Origin of the sequence: Collinsella sp. CLA-AP-H1 (assembly GCF_040092945.1) — a bacterium.
Classification (GTDB): domain Bacteria; phylum Actinomycetota; class Coriobacteriia; order Coriobacteriales; family Coriobacteriaceae; genus Collinsella.
In genome coordinates this window covers 127,058-146,194 of sequence record NZ_JBBNKO010000005.1, presented here as the reverse complement: position 1 = coordinate 146,194, position 19,137 = coordinate 127,058, and the positions used below count along the sequence as shown (strand labels likewise).

The 19,137-nt window shown below is 59.2% G+C and carries 16 protein-coding genes and 1 riboswitch; of the genes, 10 read left to right on the top strand and 6 right to left on the bottom strand.

Annotation, left to right across the window (positions count from 1 at the left end):
* Window positions 1-80: 80 nt before the first annotated feature.
* Together AAAV44_RS04605 and AAAV44_RS04600 are read left to right on the top strand one after the other, a co-directional pair.
* Window positions 81-992: a DMT family transporter gene (locus AAAV44_RS04605; protein ID WP_349114778.1), complete on the top strand. Its 912-nt coding sequence runs from the start codon at window positions 81-83 to the stop codon at window positions 990-992.
* Window positions 993-1,131: 139 nt separating this feature from the next.
* Entirely contained in the window at window positions 1,132-3,378 is a 2,247-nt protein-coding gene (locus AAAV44_RS04600) for a KUP/HAK/KT family potassium transporter (RefSeq protein WP_349114777.1), read from the top strand.
* Between the two features lie 81 nt (window positions 3,379-3,459).
* Here AAAV44_RS04600 and bsh read toward each other — a convergent pair whose 3' ends face one another.
* Together bsh and AAAV44_RS04590 are read right to left on the bottom strand one after the other, a co-directional pair.
* Entirely contained in the window at window positions 3,460-4,425 is a 966-nt protein-coding gene (gene bsh / locus AAAV44_RS04595) for a choloylglycine hydrolase (RefSeq protein WP_055310022.1), read from the bottom strand.
* A gap of 131 nt (window positions 4,426-4,556) precedes the next feature.
* Entirely contained in the window at window positions 4,557-4,976 is a 420-nt protein-coding gene (locus AAAV44_RS04590; protein ID WP_196025965.1) for a peptide deformylase, read from the bottom strand.
* A 193-nt stretch (window positions 4,977-5,169) separates the two neighbouring features.
* Here AAAV44_RS04590 and AAAV44_RS04585 point away from each other — a divergent pair, with 193 nt between their 5' ends.
* A complete protein-coding gene (locus tag AAAV44_RS04585; RefSeq protein ID WP_022094378.1) occupies window positions 5,170-6,480 on the top strand; it encodes an NCS2 family permease in 1,311 nt (436 codons plus the stop codon).
* A 137-nt stretch (window positions 6,481-6,617) separates the two neighbouring features.
* Window positions 6,618-7,283 carry an alpha/beta hydrolase-fold protein gene (locus AAAV44_RS04580; RefSeq protein WP_152068410.1) on the top strand — a complete coding sequence of 222 codons (666 nt, stop codon included), beginning with the start codon at window positions 6,618-6,620 and terminating at the stop codon, window positions 7,281-7,283.
* A gap of 237 nt (window positions 7,284-7,520) precedes the next feature.
* Here the strand turns inward: AAAV44_RS04580 and AAAV44_RS04575 are convergent, their stop codons facing one another.
* The 3 genes from AAAV44_RS04575 to AAAV44_RS04565 all read right to left on the bottom strand — a co-directional run bounded on the left by AAAV44_RS04575 (window position 7,521) and on the right by AAAV44_RS04565 (window position 10,625).
* Complete coding sequence (locus AAAV44_RS04575; RefSeq protein ID WP_349114776.1) at window positions 7,521-8,654, bottom strand: 5-methyltetrahydropteroyltriglutamate--homocysteine S-methyltransferase; 1,134 nt, start codon at window positions 8,652-8,654, stop codon at window positions 7,521-7,523.
* Between the two features lie 155 nt (window positions 8,655-8,809).
* A complete protein-coding gene (locus tag AAAV44_RS04570) occupies window positions 8,810-9,706 on the bottom strand; it encodes a LysR family transcriptional regulator (RefSeq protein WP_055286633.1) in 897 nt (298 codons plus the stop codon).
* 10 nt (window positions 9,707-9,716) lie between these two features.
* Entirely contained in the window at window positions 9,717-10,625 is a 909-nt protein-coding gene (locus AAAV44_RS04565; RefSeq protein WP_349114775.1) for an HAD family hydrolase, read from the bottom strand.
* Window positions 10,626-10,718: 93 nt separating this feature from the next.
* A riboswitch (TPP riboswitch) is annotated at window positions 10,719-10,829 on the top strand.
* Between the two features lie 51 nt (window positions 10,830-10,880).
* On the opposite strand from AAAV44_RS04565, the gene thiM reads away from it, so the two are divergent.
* The 3 genes from thiM to AAAV44_RS04550 are packed head-to-tail and all read left to right on the top strand — an operon-like array spanning window position 10,881 to window position 12,757.
* The gene (thiM, locus tag AAAV44_RS04560; RefSeq protein ID WP_349114774.1) at window positions 10,881-11,720 is read left to right on the top strand and encodes a hydroxyethylthiazole kinase; all 840 of its coding nucleotides are present in this window, start codon (window positions 10,881-10,883) and stop codon (window positions 11,718-11,720) included.
* A gap of 3 nt (window positions 11,721-11,723) precedes the next feature.
* The gene (locus tag AAAV44_RS04555) at window positions 11,724-12,065 is read left to right on the top strand and encodes a thiamine-binding protein (RefSeq protein ID WP_349114773.1); all 342 of its coding nucleotides are present in this window, start codon (window positions 11,724-11,726) and stop codon (window positions 12,063-12,065) included.
* Entirely contained in the window at window positions 12,062-12,757 is a 696-nt protein-coding gene (locus AAAV44_RS04550; protein ID WP_195544247.1) for a thiamine phosphate synthase, read from the top strand. The genes AAAV44_RS04555 and AAAV44_RS04550 overlap by 4 nt, the downstream gene beginning before the upstream one ends.
* Window positions 12,758-12,858: 101 nt before the next feature.
* Here the strand turns inward: AAAV44_RS04550 and AAAV44_RS04545 are convergent, their stop codons facing one another.
* A complete protein-coding gene (locus AAAV44_RS04545; RefSeq protein ID WP_349114772.1) occupies window positions 12,859-13,728 on the bottom strand; it encodes a patatin family protein in 870 nt (289 codons plus the stop codon).
* Between the two features lie 324 nt (window positions 13,729-14,052).
* On the opposite strand from AAAV44_RS04545, the gene AAAV44_RS04540 reads away from it, so the two are divergent.
* The 3 genes from AAAV44_RS04540 to AAAV44_RS04530 all read left to right on the top strand — a co-directional run bounded on the left by AAAV44_RS04540 (window position 14,053) and on the right by AAAV44_RS04530 (window position 19,125).
* A complete protein-coding gene (locus tag AAAV44_RS04540) occupies window positions 14,053-16,770 on the top strand; it encodes an EAL domain-containing protein (protein WP_349114771.1) in 2,718 nt (905 codons plus the stop codon).
* Between the two features lie 127 nt (window positions 16,771-16,897).
* Complete coding sequence (locus tag AAAV44_RS04535) at window positions 16,898-18,427, top strand: diguanylate cyclase (protein WP_152068414.1); 1,530 nt, start codon at window positions 16,898-16,900, stop codon at window positions 18,425-18,427.
* 74 nt (window positions 18,428-18,501) lie between these two features.
* On the top strand, window positions 18,502-19,125 hold the full coding sequence (locus AAAV44_RS04530; protein ID WP_349114770.1) for a flavodoxin family protein: 624 nt from the start codon (window positions 18,502-18,504) through the stop codon (window positions 19,123-19,125).
* The last annotated feature ends 12 nt before the right edge of the window (window positions 19,126-19,137 follow it).

Here is a 19,137-nt window from a genome sequence, read left to right as displayed (position 1 = left end):
TCTATGCATTATATTCGCTTTTCTTCTAAAGCCAGTTCACCCATAGTGAAGATGCTCGGATATAGAGGGGATGTCAGCGCATGAACAACGGACTGTTTACGTACTTAGCAGCATTGCTATTGTTTGGTTCCAACGGCATCATCGCCGCTGCTATCGCGCTGCCGAGCTCGGATATCGTGCTACTACGCACGTTTTTGGGTGCATTCTCGCTTGTCACCATCCTCGCCATCACCCAACGCCATAAGTTGCAGGCGCCATCTCGCCCCCGCGAAGCCGCAGCCCTCCTCCTCTCGGGAGCCGCGCTGGGTGCCGGCTGGATTTTTCTGTTCCGCGCCTACCAGACGATCGGCGTCGGCGTATCCTCGCTGCTGTACTACTGCGGCCCCATCATTGTCATGGCACTCTCCCCGCTCATCTTTGGCGAAAAGCTGACCGGCGGCAAAATCGCCGGCTTTATCGCCGTTGCGTGCGGTGCTTTTCTCATTGCAGCGCAAGGTCTAGGCGGCAATATGCCCATTGTGGGTATCGTCTGCGGCATCGCCTCGGCATTTTGCTATGCACTGATGGTCATCGCTAGCAAGGGTGCGCCACACATCGAAGGCCTCGAGAACTCCACGCTCCAGGTGAGTGCCGCCTTTGTGACCGCGCTGGTCCTCACGCTCATCACGCAGGGTGCTCCCTCATTCCTGTCCGCCGGCGTCGCCGCAGGCATCGATTGGCGCGCCGTCGTCATGCTCGGCGTCGTCAACACCGGCATTGGTTGCCTGCTCTACTTTAGCGCCGTCGCCAAACTGCCTGTGCAGACCGTCGCCGTCGTCGGCTACCTCGAGCCGCTTTCGGCCGTCGTGTTCTCCGCCGTTCTTTTGTGCGAAGCCATAACACCGGTCCGCCTGATGGGCGCCGCGCTTATCATCGGCGGCGCGATTTTTTGCGAACTCGCCGGCAAACGCGCAAACGCCAAGGCTGGCATCGCCCAGACAGCACGTGCTTAAAAGCCCCTGCTTTGAAATGCTACCTGCGTAGATAAATAATCCCCAGCTGAGGATTATTGTCTAAAATAACCCGATGTGCCAAACTGCTCTTGTATGTATAAAGACGGCATAAAGTTTTTTGTCCTAGACAGATAACCGGATGTCTAAGGGAGTCCTCGTGGCACACAATAAACTGGAGGCAAACCTCCAAGACCAGCGTAGTCAAGGCGGGCATGGAGCCATTCCCCTCTCCGCTGGCATGCTGCTCGTAACGCTCGGCGTCGTCTACGGTGACATCGGCACAAGCCCCATGTACACCATGAAATCAATCGTCGCCAACAACGGCGGCATCGGCACCGTCAGCGAGGACATGATTCTGGGCGCGCTTTCGCTCGTCATCTGGACCATGACACTCGTGACCACGGTCAAGTACGTTGTAATCGCCATGAAGGCCGACAACCATAACGAGGGCGGCATCTTCGCCCTGTTTAGCTTGGTGCGCAAAGTGGCGCCTTGGCTGATTCTTCCCGCCATGATCGGCGGCGCGGCGCTGCTCGCCGACGGCATCCTCACCCCCGCGGTCACGGTCACCACAGCCATCGAGGGTCTGCGCACCATCGAATGGGGCCATGCGCTGCTGGGCGACGGCCAGACCAACGTCATCATCATCACAATCATCATTATCTGCGGTCTGTTTGCCATGCAGCGCGCCGGCACCTCGTCAATCGGCAAGCTCTTCGGCCCGCTCATGACGCTGTGGTTCCTGTTCCTGGCAGGCGCCGGCCTGTTCAACATGCTCGGCAACCTGTCCATCTTGCGCGCGCTCAACCCCATTCGCGGCATTATGTTCCTGTTCTCGCCCATCAACCACTCGGGCATCATGGTGCTCGGCTTCGTCTTCCTGTCGACGACCGGCGCCGAGGCGCTCTATTCAGACATGGGCCACGTGGGCAAGGCCAACATCTACGCATCCTGGCCGTTTGTTAAGGCGGCCCTCATCCTTAACTATCTGGGCCAGGGCGCTTGGCTGCTCGCCAACAACTCCAACCCCCAGATGCTCGCGATGGATATCGTCAACCCGTTTTATATGATGCTTCCCGAGCCCCTGCGCCCCTTTGCCATCGTGCTTTCGGCCGTAGCGGCCATCATCGCCTCGCAGGCGCTCATCACCGGCTCGTTCTCGCTGGTATCCGAGGCCACGCGCCTCAACCTTATGCCGCATCTGCGCATCCACTACCCCAGCGACACCAAGGGCCAGCTCTATATTCCGCTCGTCAACAACATCATGTGGGTCGGCTGCATCTTCATCGTGCTGCTGTTCCAAAACTCCGAGCGCATGGAGAGCGCCTACGGCCTCGCCATTACCGTGACCATGCTCATGACCACGACGCTTTTGACGAGCTATATCGCTGGCATTCTCAAGCACAAGCTGGGCGCCTGCGTCTTCGCCCTGCTCTTCGGTGCCATTGAGCTGTGCTTCTTTGCCTCGTGCCTCACCATGTTCTTTGACGGCGGCTATGTGATGATCTTCCTGGCCGCACTGCTATTTGGCCTTATGTACGTGTGGCGCCGTGGCACCGCCATCGAGCGCACACAGACGATTCTGTTGCCCGTCTCCAAGTACATCGATCAGCTCAACCGCCTGCGCAACGACGAGACCTATCCCGTGCTCGCCGACAATCTGGTATTTCTCACCAACAGCCCCGACCCGCTCACGCTCGACCGCGACGTGCTCTATTCCATCCTGGATAAGCATCCCAAGCGCGCCAAGGCATATTGGTTCATTAACGTGCACGTTACCGACGAACCCTATACGCACGAGTATTCCGTCGAGACCTTTGGCACGGACTTCCTCTTCCGCGTTCGCCTGGACCTGGGCTTTAAAGTCAACCAGCGCGTCAACGCTTATCTGCGTCAGATCGTCGGCGACTTGATGGCATCGGGCGAGCTGCCGCCGCAACATCACACCTACTCCATCTACGAGACACGCGGCAACGTGGGTGACTTCCGCTTTTGTATGCTGCGCAAGATGCTTGCCCCCGAAACGGACATCAACCGCAATGACCACCGCGTGATGGCCATCAAGTACGCCGTCCGCCGCGCCTGCGGAAGCCCGGCACGCTGGTACGGTCTTGAGAACTCGGCCATCATCATCGAGTACGTGCCGCTGTTTGCCCGCATGCGCCCGGCCGTTAAGCTCGTGCGCACCCAGGTGCCGCTCGAGGTTCAGATCGAAGAGGCCGAGGAAATGGAAGTCGACATCTTCTCGGACGACTTGGTCAACGGCAACGAAGCCGGTAAGGACATGAACGTCGATCCCACCGAGTTGCTCGAGAGCGTCGCCGATACGCCCGAACAGCAACTCGACGGACTCGAGAGCACCCAGTTCAACGACGCCAACTTCTAACACGCCATCAGCCATTGACGACAACGGCCTCGCATCTCATAAGAGGTGCGAGGCCGTTTTATGTCGCAACGGACCAGTGAGCTACGAACGGCGCGGCTCGGGAACCACGAGCCTATCGGGGCTCGCGCCCTCGGCATCCATCAGGCTCACGTAGCGAATCGACGGATCCCCATACATCGCGTAGTAATAATTGCCCGTGCGCGCGCTAAAGCATCCGGTGTAGATAGTCTTCTCGAACTTGCCATCGCCCATCCTGGACGCTCCCTCGATCATCACCACACCCTCGAGCGAGCGGAACATGCGAACGACGTTTTCGGTCTCGCTCTCCTTTTGCGGGTAATTGGCATTGAGGTACGCCGCCTTTACAAAACGGCTCGGCGAATAGCAATCGCCCGGAATGCCGCGCATGCCGGCACCGGCTCCATAGGGCTTGAGCTCGGCGCCACGCCATGTCGCCGTCTGCGGAAAATCGCTTGTGGCGGTGATATAGGTGCGCAGGTTTTCCATGTGCCACGGGAAGGTCGGCTGGTTGGCAAGGGTGTCGACCGGATCGTCGTATACATGCAGACCGTCAGCCATCATCTCGACCACGATGCTGCGCTGGCTGTCGCCGATAATCCAATGGAGCAGCGACACGCCCAGCCCCTCTCCGGCAGATTTGGCGACAATCACCGTGTCGCGCAGCGCGGCCTCGACCTCATCGACCGTCGAGAACGTCGCTGCCACCCACAGGGGGAACTCATAGGCCGCGATATTGGTCTTGCCGTCGACAGGGCCCTCGGCATACTCGGCATAGCCGGGAAAGTTGAGCCCCGCCACAGCCAGACCCGCATCGTTACCGCAATCGAAAAACATGGGATAGTTCTTGTAATCGATGCACATACCGATCACCGCGTGTGCCGCTGTCGCGTCGTCGATAAACGAATACGGAATGTGGAACCCGCGCGGCATCACGCGAACCTGTTGGCCGTAGTCAAAGCTCCAGTCGAGATTGCGGCCCAGATACATGTGGCCAGAATTATCGGTAAATCGAATACTCGTACACATAGCGCCTCCTAGCTTTACGTTCTTGCTAATTTCATTGTCTCCAAACAAAAAGGCGCTAAACACAAAAGCCCGGACATGACAACAATGTCATGCCCGGGCCAAAAGAGGCGAAGTGCGGTGCTTTGGTCCCCTTAGACCAACTTTCCAAGACAGTGGTCGATCATATGCTGGATCATCTGTGCCTCAAAGCCCGCATAGTCGCGGCGGCACTCCTTCATCTTGCCGTCGACAATCTGGTCAAAGGCAACCTTGCACTTGATATAGCGCGTGGACTTGGTGACCTCCTCGTGCGTCAGGCAGCTCTCCTCCATCTTGCTGGCACCCAGGCCAAACACCAGACGGGGGTTGTAGAGTACGTGGGGTTCGCCGGCATCGTCCAGGTAGACGCAAACCTTCTTGGTAACGCCAATCTGGTTGGCGGCCAAGCAGCCGGCATCATCGAGCGACTTGATGGTATCAATCAGATCCTGAGCGACCGACTCGTCCTCGACAGTCGCAACCTCGCAACGCTGAGACAGGATAGCCTCGTCGCGGCAGAGCTCTTTAATCATACGTTCCTCCATAGGGGTCGTTGTAACCGCTTAAGTATACGGTACCTACACAATTTCATGCGAAAGATACCGCCCGTCCGTTACAAACCGCCGAACATCAACATGTGAGGAACACCAACTTCACAAAGGCGATATAGTGGGTGAGTTCGCGTCAATCGGCCTAAACTCGGGGCCGAACAAGGAAAGGGTATGCATGGACGAACTATTTCACGTCAGCGAGCGCAAGTCCACAATCGGGACCGAACTCCGCGCTGGACTGACAACATTCCTGGCGATGGCCTACATCATCGCCGTCAACCCCGCGGTGCTCTCGGGTGCTGGCATCGATGCGGGAGCGCTCGCCTGCGCCACCTGCCTGGGCGCCGGCATCATGACCATCTGCATGGGCATCTTCGCCAACCGCCCGCTCGCCTGCGCATCGGGCTTAGGCGTCAACGCGATGATCGCTGGAATCACCACCACCGTCTGCGGCGGTGACTGGCACGTGGCCATGAGCGTCATCTTCCTTGAGGGCGTCGTCATCTTGCTGCTCGTGCTTTGTGGCCTGCGTGAGGCCATCATGGACGCCATCCCGGTTGTCCTGCGTCACGCCATCTCGGTGGGTCTGGGCCTGTTCATCGCCATGATTGGCCTGTGCGATGCCGGCATTATCACCGCTGGCGCCGGTACACTCGTCGGTCTGGGCGACATCACCTCCCCCACCTTCATCGTCGGCATCATCTCCATCCTGGTGACGGTCGCCCTCGCCTGCCGTAACGTCCCCGGCTCGCTGCTCATCGGCATCGTCGTCGCCGTCATCGCCGGTATCCCCCTAGGTGTGACCCAGGCTCCGACCGGTATCATCGCCCCGCTCGATTTCTCGAGCATTGGTGGCCCCATCGCCGACGCCGGCGGCGTGCCCGCCATCGTCAAGGTCCTTACCGACCCCGCGCTCCTCGTCATCTCGTTCTCGCTGCTCATGAGTGACTTCTTCGACACCATGGGCACCGCGATGGCCGTGGCCAAGCAGGGCGAGTTCCTCACCGACGACGGCAACGTCGAGAATATCAAGGAGATCCTGATCGTCGACTCCGCCGCCGCTGCTGTGGGCGGTTTCATGGGCGTCTCCTCCATCACCACCTTCGTCGAGTCCACCTCTGGCGCTGCCGACGGTGGCCGCACGGGCCTCACCTCCGTCACCACCGGCGTGCTGTTCATTCTCGCCGCGTTCTTCTCCCCCATCGTCACCATCGTTTCCAGCGCCGCCACCTGCGGTGCTCTGGTCTACGTCGGCTACCTCATGATGAGCGAAGCCTCCGAGATCGACTGGTCCGACGTGTCGCAGGGTTTCCCGGCGTTCATGATTGTCGCCGGCGTGCCCTTCACCTACTCCATCTCTGCCGGCATTGGCCTGGGCTTCATCGCCTACGTGGTCGTCGCGCTCTTTAAGGGCGAGGCCTCCAAGATCAAGCCGCTCATGTGGATCGCAGCCCTCGCCTTCCTCGTCTACTTCTTCGTGGCGTAACGGCATAGTCTGCTAAAGCAAAACAACAAGGCGCGGAATCGCATCGAGCGGCTCCGCGCCTTTCTTTTAGCGTCTGCCCCCGTGTCAGCGTGCGACAATTGAGGCTGTCAATATCACAACACTGAGAGAAGCCTGCCTTGGAAGCGCATCATAAGCAGATAACCGTTTATTCAGAGTGTGCGGAAGGCGCACCCGTCATCTATCTCCCCGTGGTTATGGGCAACGGTAGTGAAGTCTACGAGCGCTGCCGAGAGCTCGACTGCCCGCCGTTCACCCTTGTCGCCATTGGAGGGCTCGATTGGAATCGCGAGCTGAGCCCCTGGGAATGCGACGGAACTATACGAGATGCCGAGCCCTTTGGCGGACAGGCTGCTGGTTTTCTTGACGAGTTGTTGAAGCAGATAATCCCCCAGGCCGAATCATCGCTCCCGCAACCGCCCGCCTGGCGCAGCGTTGCCGGCTACTCGTTGGCGGGTCTTTTTGCACTGTGGGCACTTTGGCAAACAGATGTCTTTGAGCGCGTGGCGAGTGCATCGGGGTCGCTGTGGTTCCCCGGCTTTATCGACTACGCGCGCGAGCGCACGATGACGGCTACGCCCGACGCCGCCTATCTGTCGCTCGGTAAAAAGGAAACCAAGACGCCCAACCGCATGATGCGGCACGTACTCGACGATACGCGCGCGATGGAAAAGCTGTTTATCGAGCGCGACATCCCAACAACGCTGGAGCTCAACCCCGGCAATCATTTTGCCCAAACTGACCTGCGCATGGCGCGCGGCATCCACTGGATACTGACGCATTAAAAATGGCGTCCACGCGTACACACGCATGGACGCCATTTTTAATTTGGCTGAACGCAGCTACTATTCGACAGTCTCCTCGAGTTCAGATACGGTGGGCGTCGAGGATTGGGACATGGAAGTCCTTTCATGATGGAAGGGCGATCAGGCATATTGGATAACCTGCCCGAACGATACGATCCGAACCATTGTACGTGATACGCAATGTCTCGCGCGCGCCGCCACCTGCAAACGGTAGCGTTACTTCCAAACGCGCTCGGCAATGCGCTTGACCAGCGCGATCTTCGCCCACTGCTCGTCCTCGGTCAGCTTGTTGCCAATCTCGCAGCTGGCAAAGCCGCACTGGGGCGACAGGTACAGGTTCTCGAGCGGCACGTACTTTGCGGCCTCGTGGATACGTTCGACGATAACGTCCTCGTCCTCAAGCTCAGCTGCCTTTGTAGTGACCAGTCCCAGCACCACCTTCTTGCCGGGGGCAACGTACTTAAGCGGCTCAAAACCACCGGCGCGCGGCGTGTCGAACTCCAGATAGAACGCATCGACATCCTCATGTGCGAACAGGTACGGCGCGATGGGGTCGTAGCCGCCCTCAAAAGCATAGGTGGAGTGGTAGTTGCCGCGGCACACGTGCGTGTTGATAACCAGATCGTCGGGCTTGCCCTCGATGGCGGCGTTGTTGAGCGCCACGCCCAGCTCGCTTACCTTTTGCAGGTCGACCGGGCTCATGCCGGTTTTGGCGACAAAATCGGTATCGCAGTAGATGCCCCAGGTGCAGTCATCAAACTGGACGTTGCGGCAGCCTGCTGCGTACAGGTCGGCGATCACCGTGCGATAAGCGTCTGCAATAGCGTCGGCAAGTTCCTCATCGGTCTTATAGACAGCGCGCAGGCTCTCCTGCTGGCCGTCGCAGCGATCGAGCGTGACCTCAGAGAACGTCTGGATCGGCGCCGGAATGGTCTGGCGTGCGACCTGGCCCTCCCCCTCAAGCGCCTTGACGAACTTAAAATGCTCGACGAACGGGTGGTTCTCGCCGCTAATGGGACCAGTAACCACGGCGGTGTCGGCCGTCGTCTCCTCATCATGGAACATATAACCCGTGCGTGAGGTGCGGCGCACAATGCCGTTGAGGCCCCACATAAAATCGAGGTGCCAGTAGCTGCGGCGGAACTCGCCATCGGTGATCACCTGCAGGCCGGCGGCCTTCTGCTTGGCCACCAAATCGCGAATGGCATCGTCCTCGACGGCCTTAAGGCCGGAAGCGTCGAGTTTACCCGCGACATAGGCGGCACGGGCGTCCTTTACAGCCTGCGGACGAAGAAAGCTGCCGACGATATCGGCGCGAAACGGCGCGTTCGGTTGAATCGAAGTGCTCATAGATATCTCCCTTTGCATTGGTTGCTTTACTGGGACAGAGTATGAGCGCTCATATGACCATCGTAAAATATACGTTTATAACAGTTTGATATAGATGTTTCCTATATCAGTCTGGACTGTCATAAAGAGACTTGAACCGTGCGGAGCACAGCAGCCTAGATATGCTGACGAATCGCGTCGATATAGGCCCGACCGTAGCGCGTAAGCGTCGTGTTCTTGCGCGTGATGATGCCAATCTCCATGTACTCGTCCACGTCGAGCGGAATCGAGATAATGCCGGGGCCGTTGAGCTCGTGGCTGATCACGCCCGAGCATACCGTGTAGCCGTTGAGGCCCATGGCCAAATTGAACAACGTCGCACGGTCGCGCACGCGGATATTTTTGCGACGCTCGAACGTCGAGGTCAGCTCCTCGGAATAGTAAAACGAGTTGTAGCTGCCCTGCTCGTAGGACAGGAACGGGTAGTCTTCCAGATCCTCGAGCGTCACGCTGGAGCGGTCCGCCAGCGGATGGTCGGCGCAGACGAAGACATGCGGCGTGGCGCAGAAGAGTCCTTCGAACACGAGCTCGTTGGCCACCAGCATGCGCTCGATGACCTCGCGGTTATGCTCGGATAAGTACAGGATGCCCAGTTCGCTTTTCATATGCGCGACATCCTCGATAATCTCGTGGGTCTGCTCCTCGCGCAGGGTAAAGTCGTAACGCGCGGCATCGAACTCGCGAATCACGTCAACAAACGCGTTAACGGCAAAGGAATAATGCTGGCAGCTCACACTAAAGTGCGGCACCTGCTCGGATGCGCCCTTGTACTTGCCCTCGAGCAGGTCGGCCTGGTCGAGTACCTGGCGCGCATAGCCCAAGAAGGTCTCGCCTTCCTCGGACACAATGACGCCCTTGTTGGTGCGCTCAAAGATGTGCACACCCATCTCGTTTTCGAGATCGCGAATCGACGCGGTAATCGAAGGCTGCGACACAAAGAGACGGCGCGAGGCCTCGGTAATGCTGCCGCATTCGGCAACTTTGACGACATATCTGAGCTGCTGGAGCTTCATGACTGTCTCCTTAGCTGTTCGTGAGATTCGCGTCGGCAGTACCCGGCAGGCGCATAAACGGCGGCATCTCCCCCGTCGCGGCGCAGGCGGCAATCTGATGCAAAGCCCCGGCGACCGCATCATCTGCCGCGGCGCCGATATGCCAGCGCGCGGCAGCCGTGACGGCCTCGTTGGCATTGGCGACTGCAACGGAGTTGGGAACGGCATCGATCATGGGCAGATCGTTATCGGAATCGCCAAATACAGCCACCTCGTCGGGCGTCAGGCCCAAGGCGCGCGCCAGCTCCAGCGCAGCGCAGCCCTTGTCCCAACCATCCGGAAGGATGTCGAACAGGCGCACTCGGTTGTTGGGAAACACAAGCGAAAGTTCCGGTACCTCAACGGCAACGCGCTCGCGTAGCTCCGCGAGCTCCTCACGCGAACGGGCACTCCAGATATTCGCCTTAAACACCGGCGCGCCATCGACGACGGGACGACACGGGGCCTCTTCGCCTTTGAGCCACGCATTGCCGCCCGACTCCATAGCGCGACGCACACGCTCGGGATTGCTCGTCACGCAATAGGCATCGTTGCCCCAAAAGTCATCGCCCAGGCTGTAGACTTTTAGAAATGTATCGTCGGTCTCTTGCTCCAGATAGTCAGCCAAACGCATCAGAGCATCGTTGTCGATTGCGCGCGAAGCGACTACTTCGCCGCCGACAAACATCACCTGGCCGTTACAGAACGCACCGGTCGAAAAACACTCGGAACGGTTTTTGAACATCCAGCCCATCGCGGACGGCTGACGACCCGAAACCGGCCCAAAGTGCAGACCCGCCGCCTGCATGGCATGAATACCCTCAATGGCGTAGTCGCTGGCGCCGTCATGCCCGGCTGGAATCAGTGTATCGTCCATATCGGTCAGCACAAGTTTAATCATAAGGCCCCCATTCGTATCGGTCCTACCTATTGTAACGACCTGCCAAAATAAACCTGTCCCTTTTTGGCAGGTGCGCTAGTATAGGGAACAACAGATTCGATGCGGGAGTGCCGGCGGTGCAAACCACAAGGCTGAGAGGGCATGGGGCCCAATCCTTTGAACCTGTCAGTTAATGCTGGCGTAGGGAGCATGCCGCCTTTACAGGGGCGCTGTCTATGCACAGCGCCCCTTTTCTATGCCAAGGAGGCATGTGCAGTGATTGATTCGGAACAGCTTAAGCAACATATGGTCAAGGCCGTAGAGGAAATTCGCGCCACCAATCCGATGGCCGGCTCCATCACCAACACGGTGACGATCGACTTTGTCGCCAACGCACAGCTCGCCGTGGGCGGATCGGCCGCCATGGTCTATCTGCCCGACGAGGGCGAGGCGCTCGTTGCCGGCGGCGGCGCCATCTATCTCAATATGGGCACGCTCTTCCCCATCTACGAGCAAACGATTCCCCGCGCGGCCAAGGCGGCACACGACGCCGGCAAGCCCTGGGTGCTCGATCCGGTGGGCCTGGGTATCGGTAGTCTGCGCACCCAGTTGGTAAACGAACTCAAGCAGTACAAGCCCGCCATCGTGCGCGGCAACGCCTCCGAGATCATCGCGCTCGCCGGCCTGTGGGGTCTTGAGGGCGAGGCGGCTGATCTGAGCCGCGTACGCGGTGTCGATACCACCGACACGGTAGACGCCGCCCGCGATGCCGCCGTGGCGCTCGCCCGCTACACCGGCGGCGCCGTTGTGGTCTCGGGCGAAGTCGACCTGATTACCGACGGCACGACCGTGGCCAAGTCCCACGGCGGCAGCCCGCTCATGTCCAAGATCACCGGTTGCGGTTGCTCGCAAGGCGGCGTACTGGCCGTGTACGCCTGTGCCGCCGATCCGTTTACGGCGGCAGTCTGCGGTACCGCCGTCTACAACGTCGCTGGCACGCGTGCTGCCGCCGTCGCCGATGCCCCGGCGAGCTTTAAGGTCGCCTTTATCGACGAGCTCTACCGCGCGAGCGCCCAGGACATCGCCAACAACCAGCTCGAGCTCGAGGAGGCATAGGCCATGTCCGAGCCCGCAACCAATGCCAGCATGAACACGCTCGTCGCTGTGGCCATCGCCCCGTGCGGCACCGGCGATGAGCTGTCCGCCGAGGTCGCCGAGGTCGTGCGCGTCATTCGCGAGAGCGGCCTTCCCAACCGCACCACCTCGATGTTCACCGAGATCGAGGGCGACTGGGACGAGGTCATGCAGGTCGTGCGCGACGCAACCTTTGTGTTGGCGAGCAAGGGCATCCGCACCGAAGTCGTGCTCAAAGCCGATATTCGGCCCGGATTTACCGACACCATGACCGGCAAGCTTGAACGCATGGAAGCGCAGATCAAAAAGCAGGAGGAAGCACGATGAGCATCCGCGACAACCTTGATATCTCGGCCTATCTGGTACTCGGCCCCGAAAATACGCTGGGACGCCCCGTGGGCGATGTGGTGGCCCAGGCGCTCGACGCCGGCTTTACCTGCATCCAGGTGCGCTCCAAGGTGGCAAGCGCCCGCGAGATCATTGCGCTGACCGGCGACGCCGCGCAGGCAATCGCACAGGCCGGCAAGACCGGTCAGGTCGCCCTGTTAATCGACGACCGTCTGGACTGTGTACTCGCCGCGCGCGAGCAGGGTATTGCCGTCGACGGCGTGCACGTGGGCCAAAGCGATATTCCCGTCGAGGTCTGTCGCAAGCTGCTGGGCCCCGACGCCATCGTGGGCCTTTCGGCCCGTTGTGAGGAGATGCTCGAGTACGTCAAGACCGCCGACATGAGCCTGGTCGACTACCTGGGCATCGGCCCGCTCCACGAGACCGAGACCAAGCGCGACTGCGGACGCGCGGCCGACGGCTCTATCATCACCAAGAGCTTTGAGGACCTGGCCGCACTCCACGCGGCAAGCCCCGTGCCCATCGTGGTGGGCGGCGGCGTTAAGACAGCCGACCTGCCGCAGCTTAAGGCCACCGGCGTCAACGGCTTCTTTGTGGTGAGCGCCGTCTGCAGCGCCGATGACCCCTACGCCGCGGCCAAGGAGCTTGTCGACACCTGGCAGCAGGCATAGCCATAAGCCGAGCAGCCGATTCGCAGCCTCACATCTTCAGCAATGGAAAGCGCATCCCAGTTTGGACCTCCATTCCGGGATGCGCTTTCCACATGCGACCCTTACCCCGCCAGATACGCTTCCAACGCCGGCAAAGTCGCCTCCGCATCGCGGCGACCAATCTGGTAGATGCGCTCAAGTTCATCGGGCTCGCGACACAGCGACGGCACCTTCACCGATTCGCTCGGCCGCACCACAAAGATTTCGCCGGCGGCCTCGCGACGTGCCAGGTCATCGAGCGTGGCATTGTAGACCTCATGCCGATGCTCGAGCGCTGCGACAAACTCCGGATAGTGACGGAACACGCGACGCAGCATGGGCATCACGCTGTTGGGCTGCTTTACAAAGCCCGCCGGCTGCGTGAGTACCACGATATTACGGTCATACCCCTGCGCAAACAGCCATGCGCTGGGAATAGAATCAGCCACGCCGCCATCCAGGTACTTACGGCCCTCAATGGCGACAGGGCGCGTCGCCACGGGAATCGCCGATGACGCCCGGATCCACTCGATATCGTGCTCATCGCCATAGGGCAGGTCGTGGTAGACGGCCTTGCCCGTCTCGATATCGGTACACACGCACGTAAACCGCATGGGGCAGACGCGATATGTCTCCAAATCGATGGGATCGCGCTCGATGGGCACCTCGTGATAGGCAAAATCGGCATTGAACATATCGCCGGTCCGCAGCCAGCTTGCTACACCCGCATAGCGCTTATCGGCACAATAGGCCTTGTTATAGCGAATGGCGCGGCCGATCTGGCGCGATTTAAAGTTGTAGCCAAACGCCGCGCCCGCCGAGACACCCACCATATGGTCGCAAGTTAAGCCGTGCTCCATCCAAACGTCGAGCACGCCCGCCGTATACATACCGCGGTAGCCGCCTCCCTCGAGTGCCAGCCCCACCGTGCGCGTCGTATTTGACTGTGCCATGCGACCATCTCCGTCCCCACAAATTCAAACGGGACAAGTATACCCGTCAACATATATCGTCCCAGTCGCATTTTTATCGAACATCGCATCGTCGCGCTACCGCTTGTCGAACAATAGCCGCCCACAGCATGTGCACCCATATATAATTGTGCACTATTGTTTACACTACTCAGCTGTTATCAACAGCGAACATTAGCCGGCAAATTAACTCAACAACGCGGCAAGGCGGGGGCCTGGATACATGCAAAGCGCTGAGCAACGACGCGTGTACACAACGAGCTCGCCCGACGCAATCCGCCCCGACCTCAGAAAGCCACTTAGAACATGGAAACTGTCAGCAATTACACCGAAACGCTCGAAAAGACCGTCCGCGACCTTCTCGAGCGGCAGGAGGATCTGATCAGGACCGCCTTTACCGACCAGCTTACCGGGCTTGGCAACCGTGGCGGCTTTGCCCGTTCCCTCGAGGAGCTCTGGGAGCAGGACGCCCCCGTTACCATGGCGTTCATCGATATCGACAATCTCAAGCACTGCAACGACGTCTTTGGACATGACGAGGGCAACCGCTATATCTTGCAGGTAAGTCTCTATCTTAATCTGTATATGAAGGTGGGCGAAGCGGCGTTTCGCATAGGCGGCGACGAGTTTGCCATCCTATCTACGATTGCAACCGAGGACGACCTCGCCGAACGTCTGAAACACTGCCGAACGGTTCTGCTCAAAAACAACGATTCCGAGATGCCCCACTCGTTTAGCTACGGAGTGTCACATGCCGACCCCGCCCTGGGCGAAGCTTCCAATCGCATGACGCTCGATGCCGACCATCGCATGTACGACTACAAGCTACGTCATGCCATGCACCTCGATCGACGCAATATCACGCAAGTTCACGCCGACGACTTCGAAATAAGCGATCGAATTTTTGACGCCTTTTCGATGCTCAATGAGGGCCGATATTTCTTTATCGAGAACTTGGACAAACATCGCACCCTTTGGTCACAAGGTGCCTTGCGCGATCTTGGCCTTCCCTCGGAGCACATAGACAACTGTCGCGATTACTGGAAAACGCGCGTCCATCCCGACGACCTTGAGGCCTGCATCAACGACATCGACCAAGTCTACAACGGCACCAAGCACCGTCGCGTCATGCAGTATCGTGTGCGCAACGCCGTCGGCGACTACGTCCTTTGCCGTGCTCGCGGGTTTCGTATCGACGGCGACGGAAATGTCCCCTCGCTCTATGTCGGCGAGCTCGTCAACCACTCACTTGCCGAAACCGTCGACGCCGCCACAGGCCTCGGAACGCAGCGCATGCTGGCCAACGCCATCGACGCCTGCCGCCGCGATCGTTGCGAGACAGGGCTTATAGCGGTGCGCGTTCGTAGCACGACAAAGCTCAACGAGCTCTACGGGGCCGAGGCCGTCGACAACATGCTTGCCGAATACGCAGGCCGTATGCTGTCGATCACTCGCGGCAGGAGCCGGGTCTACCGTTCACGAAGCGTTCAGTTCGTCGTGCTCAGCAACAACCTAGACCACGAGGCATTCGAGCAACTGACCCGCCACCTTAAAGAGGCCGTTTTCGCTCCTGTTCGAATCGCAGGCGACACCATTACTCCCGTCTGCCTTGTCGTCCCGGCCTTTTACGAGCACTTAACCCATCAAGCGACCGCCGTTTTAGGCGAACTCAACCGTCGCCTTCGCACGGCCGGCGGGCTTGTTCCCAACGACAGCCTCCCCATACCCGAGGCTGAGCGCAAAAGCGCCATCGCCGAACGTATCGACTCGCTCACGGGTCTCTATCGACCCAGCGAGTTTATGCGGCGCGCCAACGCTTTTCTCGAGGCAAGACGCGACGGCGCCTGGTGCATCGCCACGGTCGACATGGGCCACATGCGCCTGTTTAACGAATGGTATGGACAGGCCGAAGGCGACCGCCTGCTTGCCGATGTGGGCACGGTCCTCAAGGACATCGAGAATGCCGACATGGGCGTCGCAGGGTACTGGGGCCAAGATGACTTTTGCGTACTCATCCCCTTTAAGCACATCACCGTCCATCAAATCTACAACCGCGTTCGCGAGGCAGTAGCCAGGTATGATGGCGGCGTAGGTTTTTGGCCGTCCATGGGCGTTTACCCCATCGATTCCAATGAGGAGATCACCATCGATGCGCAGGCAAAGGCCATGTTTACCAATCGGCGCGCAAAAAACGACTTTAAGGAGCGCATTGCCATTTTTTGCCCCGAGGAGTACAAGCGCGAAATCGTGTTCAACCGCACGCTGACCGAATTCCAGTACGCGCTGTCAAATGGTCGCATCACGTACTATCTTCAGCCCCAGGTCGATATGGAAACCGGCGAGATTATTGGCGCCGAAGCACTCACCCGCTGGATTAACAAGGACGGCTCTCTCATTTCGCCCGCAACGTTTATCCCCGCACTCGAGGAAAGCGGCTTTGTAGTGACGCTCGACAAATATGTTTGGCAGGGCGTCGCCATGTGGCTCCGCGAGCGCCTCAATCGAGGACTTCGCGTGGTTCCGATTTCCCTCAATGTGTCGCGCGTAGACATTCTTGCCTGCGATGTCGCCGAGCATATGGGGTCGCTCGCCGCCCAGTACAACCTGCCGCCCGAACTCATGCACATCGAGATCACCGAGACCGCCTATACCGGAGAGTCCGAGGCCGTGGATAAGCTGACCGCGGATCTGCACACCCGTGGCTTCTCGACCTACATGGACGATTTTGGCACCGGCCAGTCCACGCTCGCGATGCTCAAGAACGTCAACGTCGACGTCATCAAGCTCGACCGCACCTTTGTGCCCACCGACCGCGATCAAGGCCGCAGCACGCAAATCATTTCATCGATGCTCGAAATGGCGCAGTCGCTCCATCTGCCCGTCGTGGTCGAAGGCGTCGAGACAAATGAGCAGGCGAACATGCTACGACAAATGGGCGCCCGCTACGCTCAGGGCTTCCTCTACTACCGCCCCATGCAGGCGAAGGATTTTGAGGCATTGCTCGATGGCGGCAATAACAACTGATACGCTCGCGCGCAAAACGCCACCGTCGAAGGGGATATTTGTCTCCATTAGCTAACTTATATCCCCAATTCAAACCGAATTGGGGATATGATACAAACCGTTGTTCCGCCCAAGGAGGTTATCCATCATGAACGAGTCGTATCGCCTGGGCGAGCAATCGATTATTGCCTATCTTCAGCGACTTGCGAACGGCGTCTCGACCGCCGAACTCGATGTTGCCGCGCTGCCTGCTGGGCTACGCGCCGTTGGCGAGCAACTGCAAAAGACGCATGCCATCCTGCAACAAGAGCGCCAGCTGCTTGAGCGCAACGCCTATATCGATCCGCTCACCAACTTGGGCAACCGCAACGGATTCGACCGTCACGTCGAGCAACTCTGGCGCAAAGGCGACCCCTTCACCTGCGCCTATATTGACATCGACCATCTCAAGCATTGCAATGATAGGTTTGGCCACGCCGAAGGCAATCGCTATATTCTGAGCATCTGCCGCACGCTCTCCGAAACCATGGAGCACGATGAGATGCTGTTCCGTATCGGTGGAGACGAGTTTGTGCTCATCTCGCTCTCCGCAAACGAGATTGAACTCGAGCAGCGCTTGGAGCAGGTACGTACCAGGCTGATCGAGGCGAGCTCAGGTGGCAAGGCGCCCATGATCGGCAGCTTTAGCTTTGGCTGCTCGCGCGTCGATCCACTTGCTGGCGACACGCGTCGCCAGATGACAATGGATGCCGATCGCAAGATGTATCGCTATAAGCTTATGCATCGTGTGCAGCAACCGAAAGACGATGACGCGCCGCAACGCCCAATCGTCGATCAGCTTCCCTGCAACGACCGGGTGTTCCAAGCGATCTCCATGAGCTCCGAGACGCGCTATCCGTTTATCCTCAATCTCGATACGGGAGAATCGCAATGGTCGGTTAACGCCGTGCGCGATTTTGACCTGCCCTCCCAGCACCCTTTTAACTCACTCGACATGTGGCTCGCCCGCGTTCATCCCGAGGACCGCGACAACGTACGTGTCGAGCTCGACATGGTGATAAACGGCACGTGGCACTTCCACTACATGCAGTATCGCGTAATGGATGCCACCGGAAAATACGTGCTTTGCGACTGCACGGGCTACCGCTTGGACGGCACCGATACCGAGCCCGGCATGTATGTGGGCATTATCATCAACCGAAGCTTGGCAGATACGACCGATTCCGTGACCGGCTTGGGCGATATTCACGCCCTGGTCAACGCCATTGGCGAAATGCGTCGCGTGGCGCGCAAGGCTGGTTTGATCGCCATCAAAATCGACGATATCGCTCAGGTCAATGCCCGCTTTGGCTTTGATGCGGGCGACCGCGTTTTGGCAGAATGTGCCGCCTGTCTGGTGGAATGCTCGCGCGGTAAGGGTCGTATGTTCCGCTCGACGGGGCCGATGTTCGTGGCTCTTTTCGACGACTTTGATCCCGAAGAAACCGATGCGATTGCAGAGGAAATCGAGCGGTTCCTGGGTTCGCCCGTGCTCTTTGGCCCATTTGAATATCAGCCGCCCATTCGCGTGGCCACGCTCCATCTGGACGGCGTCGACCGTCAGCCCGTTTCGATTTTGAACGAGCTCAAAGCGTTGCTCGGGAAAGCCGTGCAGGTGCCAGGTACCAAACTGGATTAGCACCGCGCCCACACCGCCTCCCCCATCGTGCGATAATCCTCTGCAGAAGTCACCGACAGCAGAGGGAGTTTGCGATGAAGGTTCTTTTGGTCAACGGCAGTCCCAAGGCAAACGGAAACACCGCCCGGGCGCTCGCCGAGATTGCAGAGCAGCTTAAAGCCGAAGGCATCGATAGTGAGGTATTTCAGCTGGGCGCCAAGCCCATTCGCGACTGCATCGGCTGCGGCCAGTGTGGCAAGCTTAACGGTCGCTGCACCTTTGACGACGACGTGGTCAACGAGCTGATCGCTGCAGCCGAACAGGCTGACGGCTTTGTCTTTGGCTCGCCTGTCTACTACGCGCACCCCAGCGGCCGCATCCTCTCGGCACTCGATCGCGCATTCTATGCCGGAGGCAAAGCCTTTGCACACAAGCCGGGCGCTGCCGTCGCCGTCGCCCGTCGCGGCGGCACGTCGACCACCTTCGACGTGCTCAACAAGTACTTCACCATCAACCAGATGCCCGTGGTCGCCTCCACGTACTGGAACAACGTGTTTGGCGCCATGCCTGGCGAGGCCGCCCAGGACGCCGAGGGTCTGGCCACCATGCGCAACATCGGCAAGAACATGGCCTGGCTCCTGCATTGTATCGAGGCAGGACAGGCCGCCGGCATCGAAGTCCCCGAAGCCGATCGCGAGCGCACCAACTTCATTCGTTAGAACGGGAGCCGA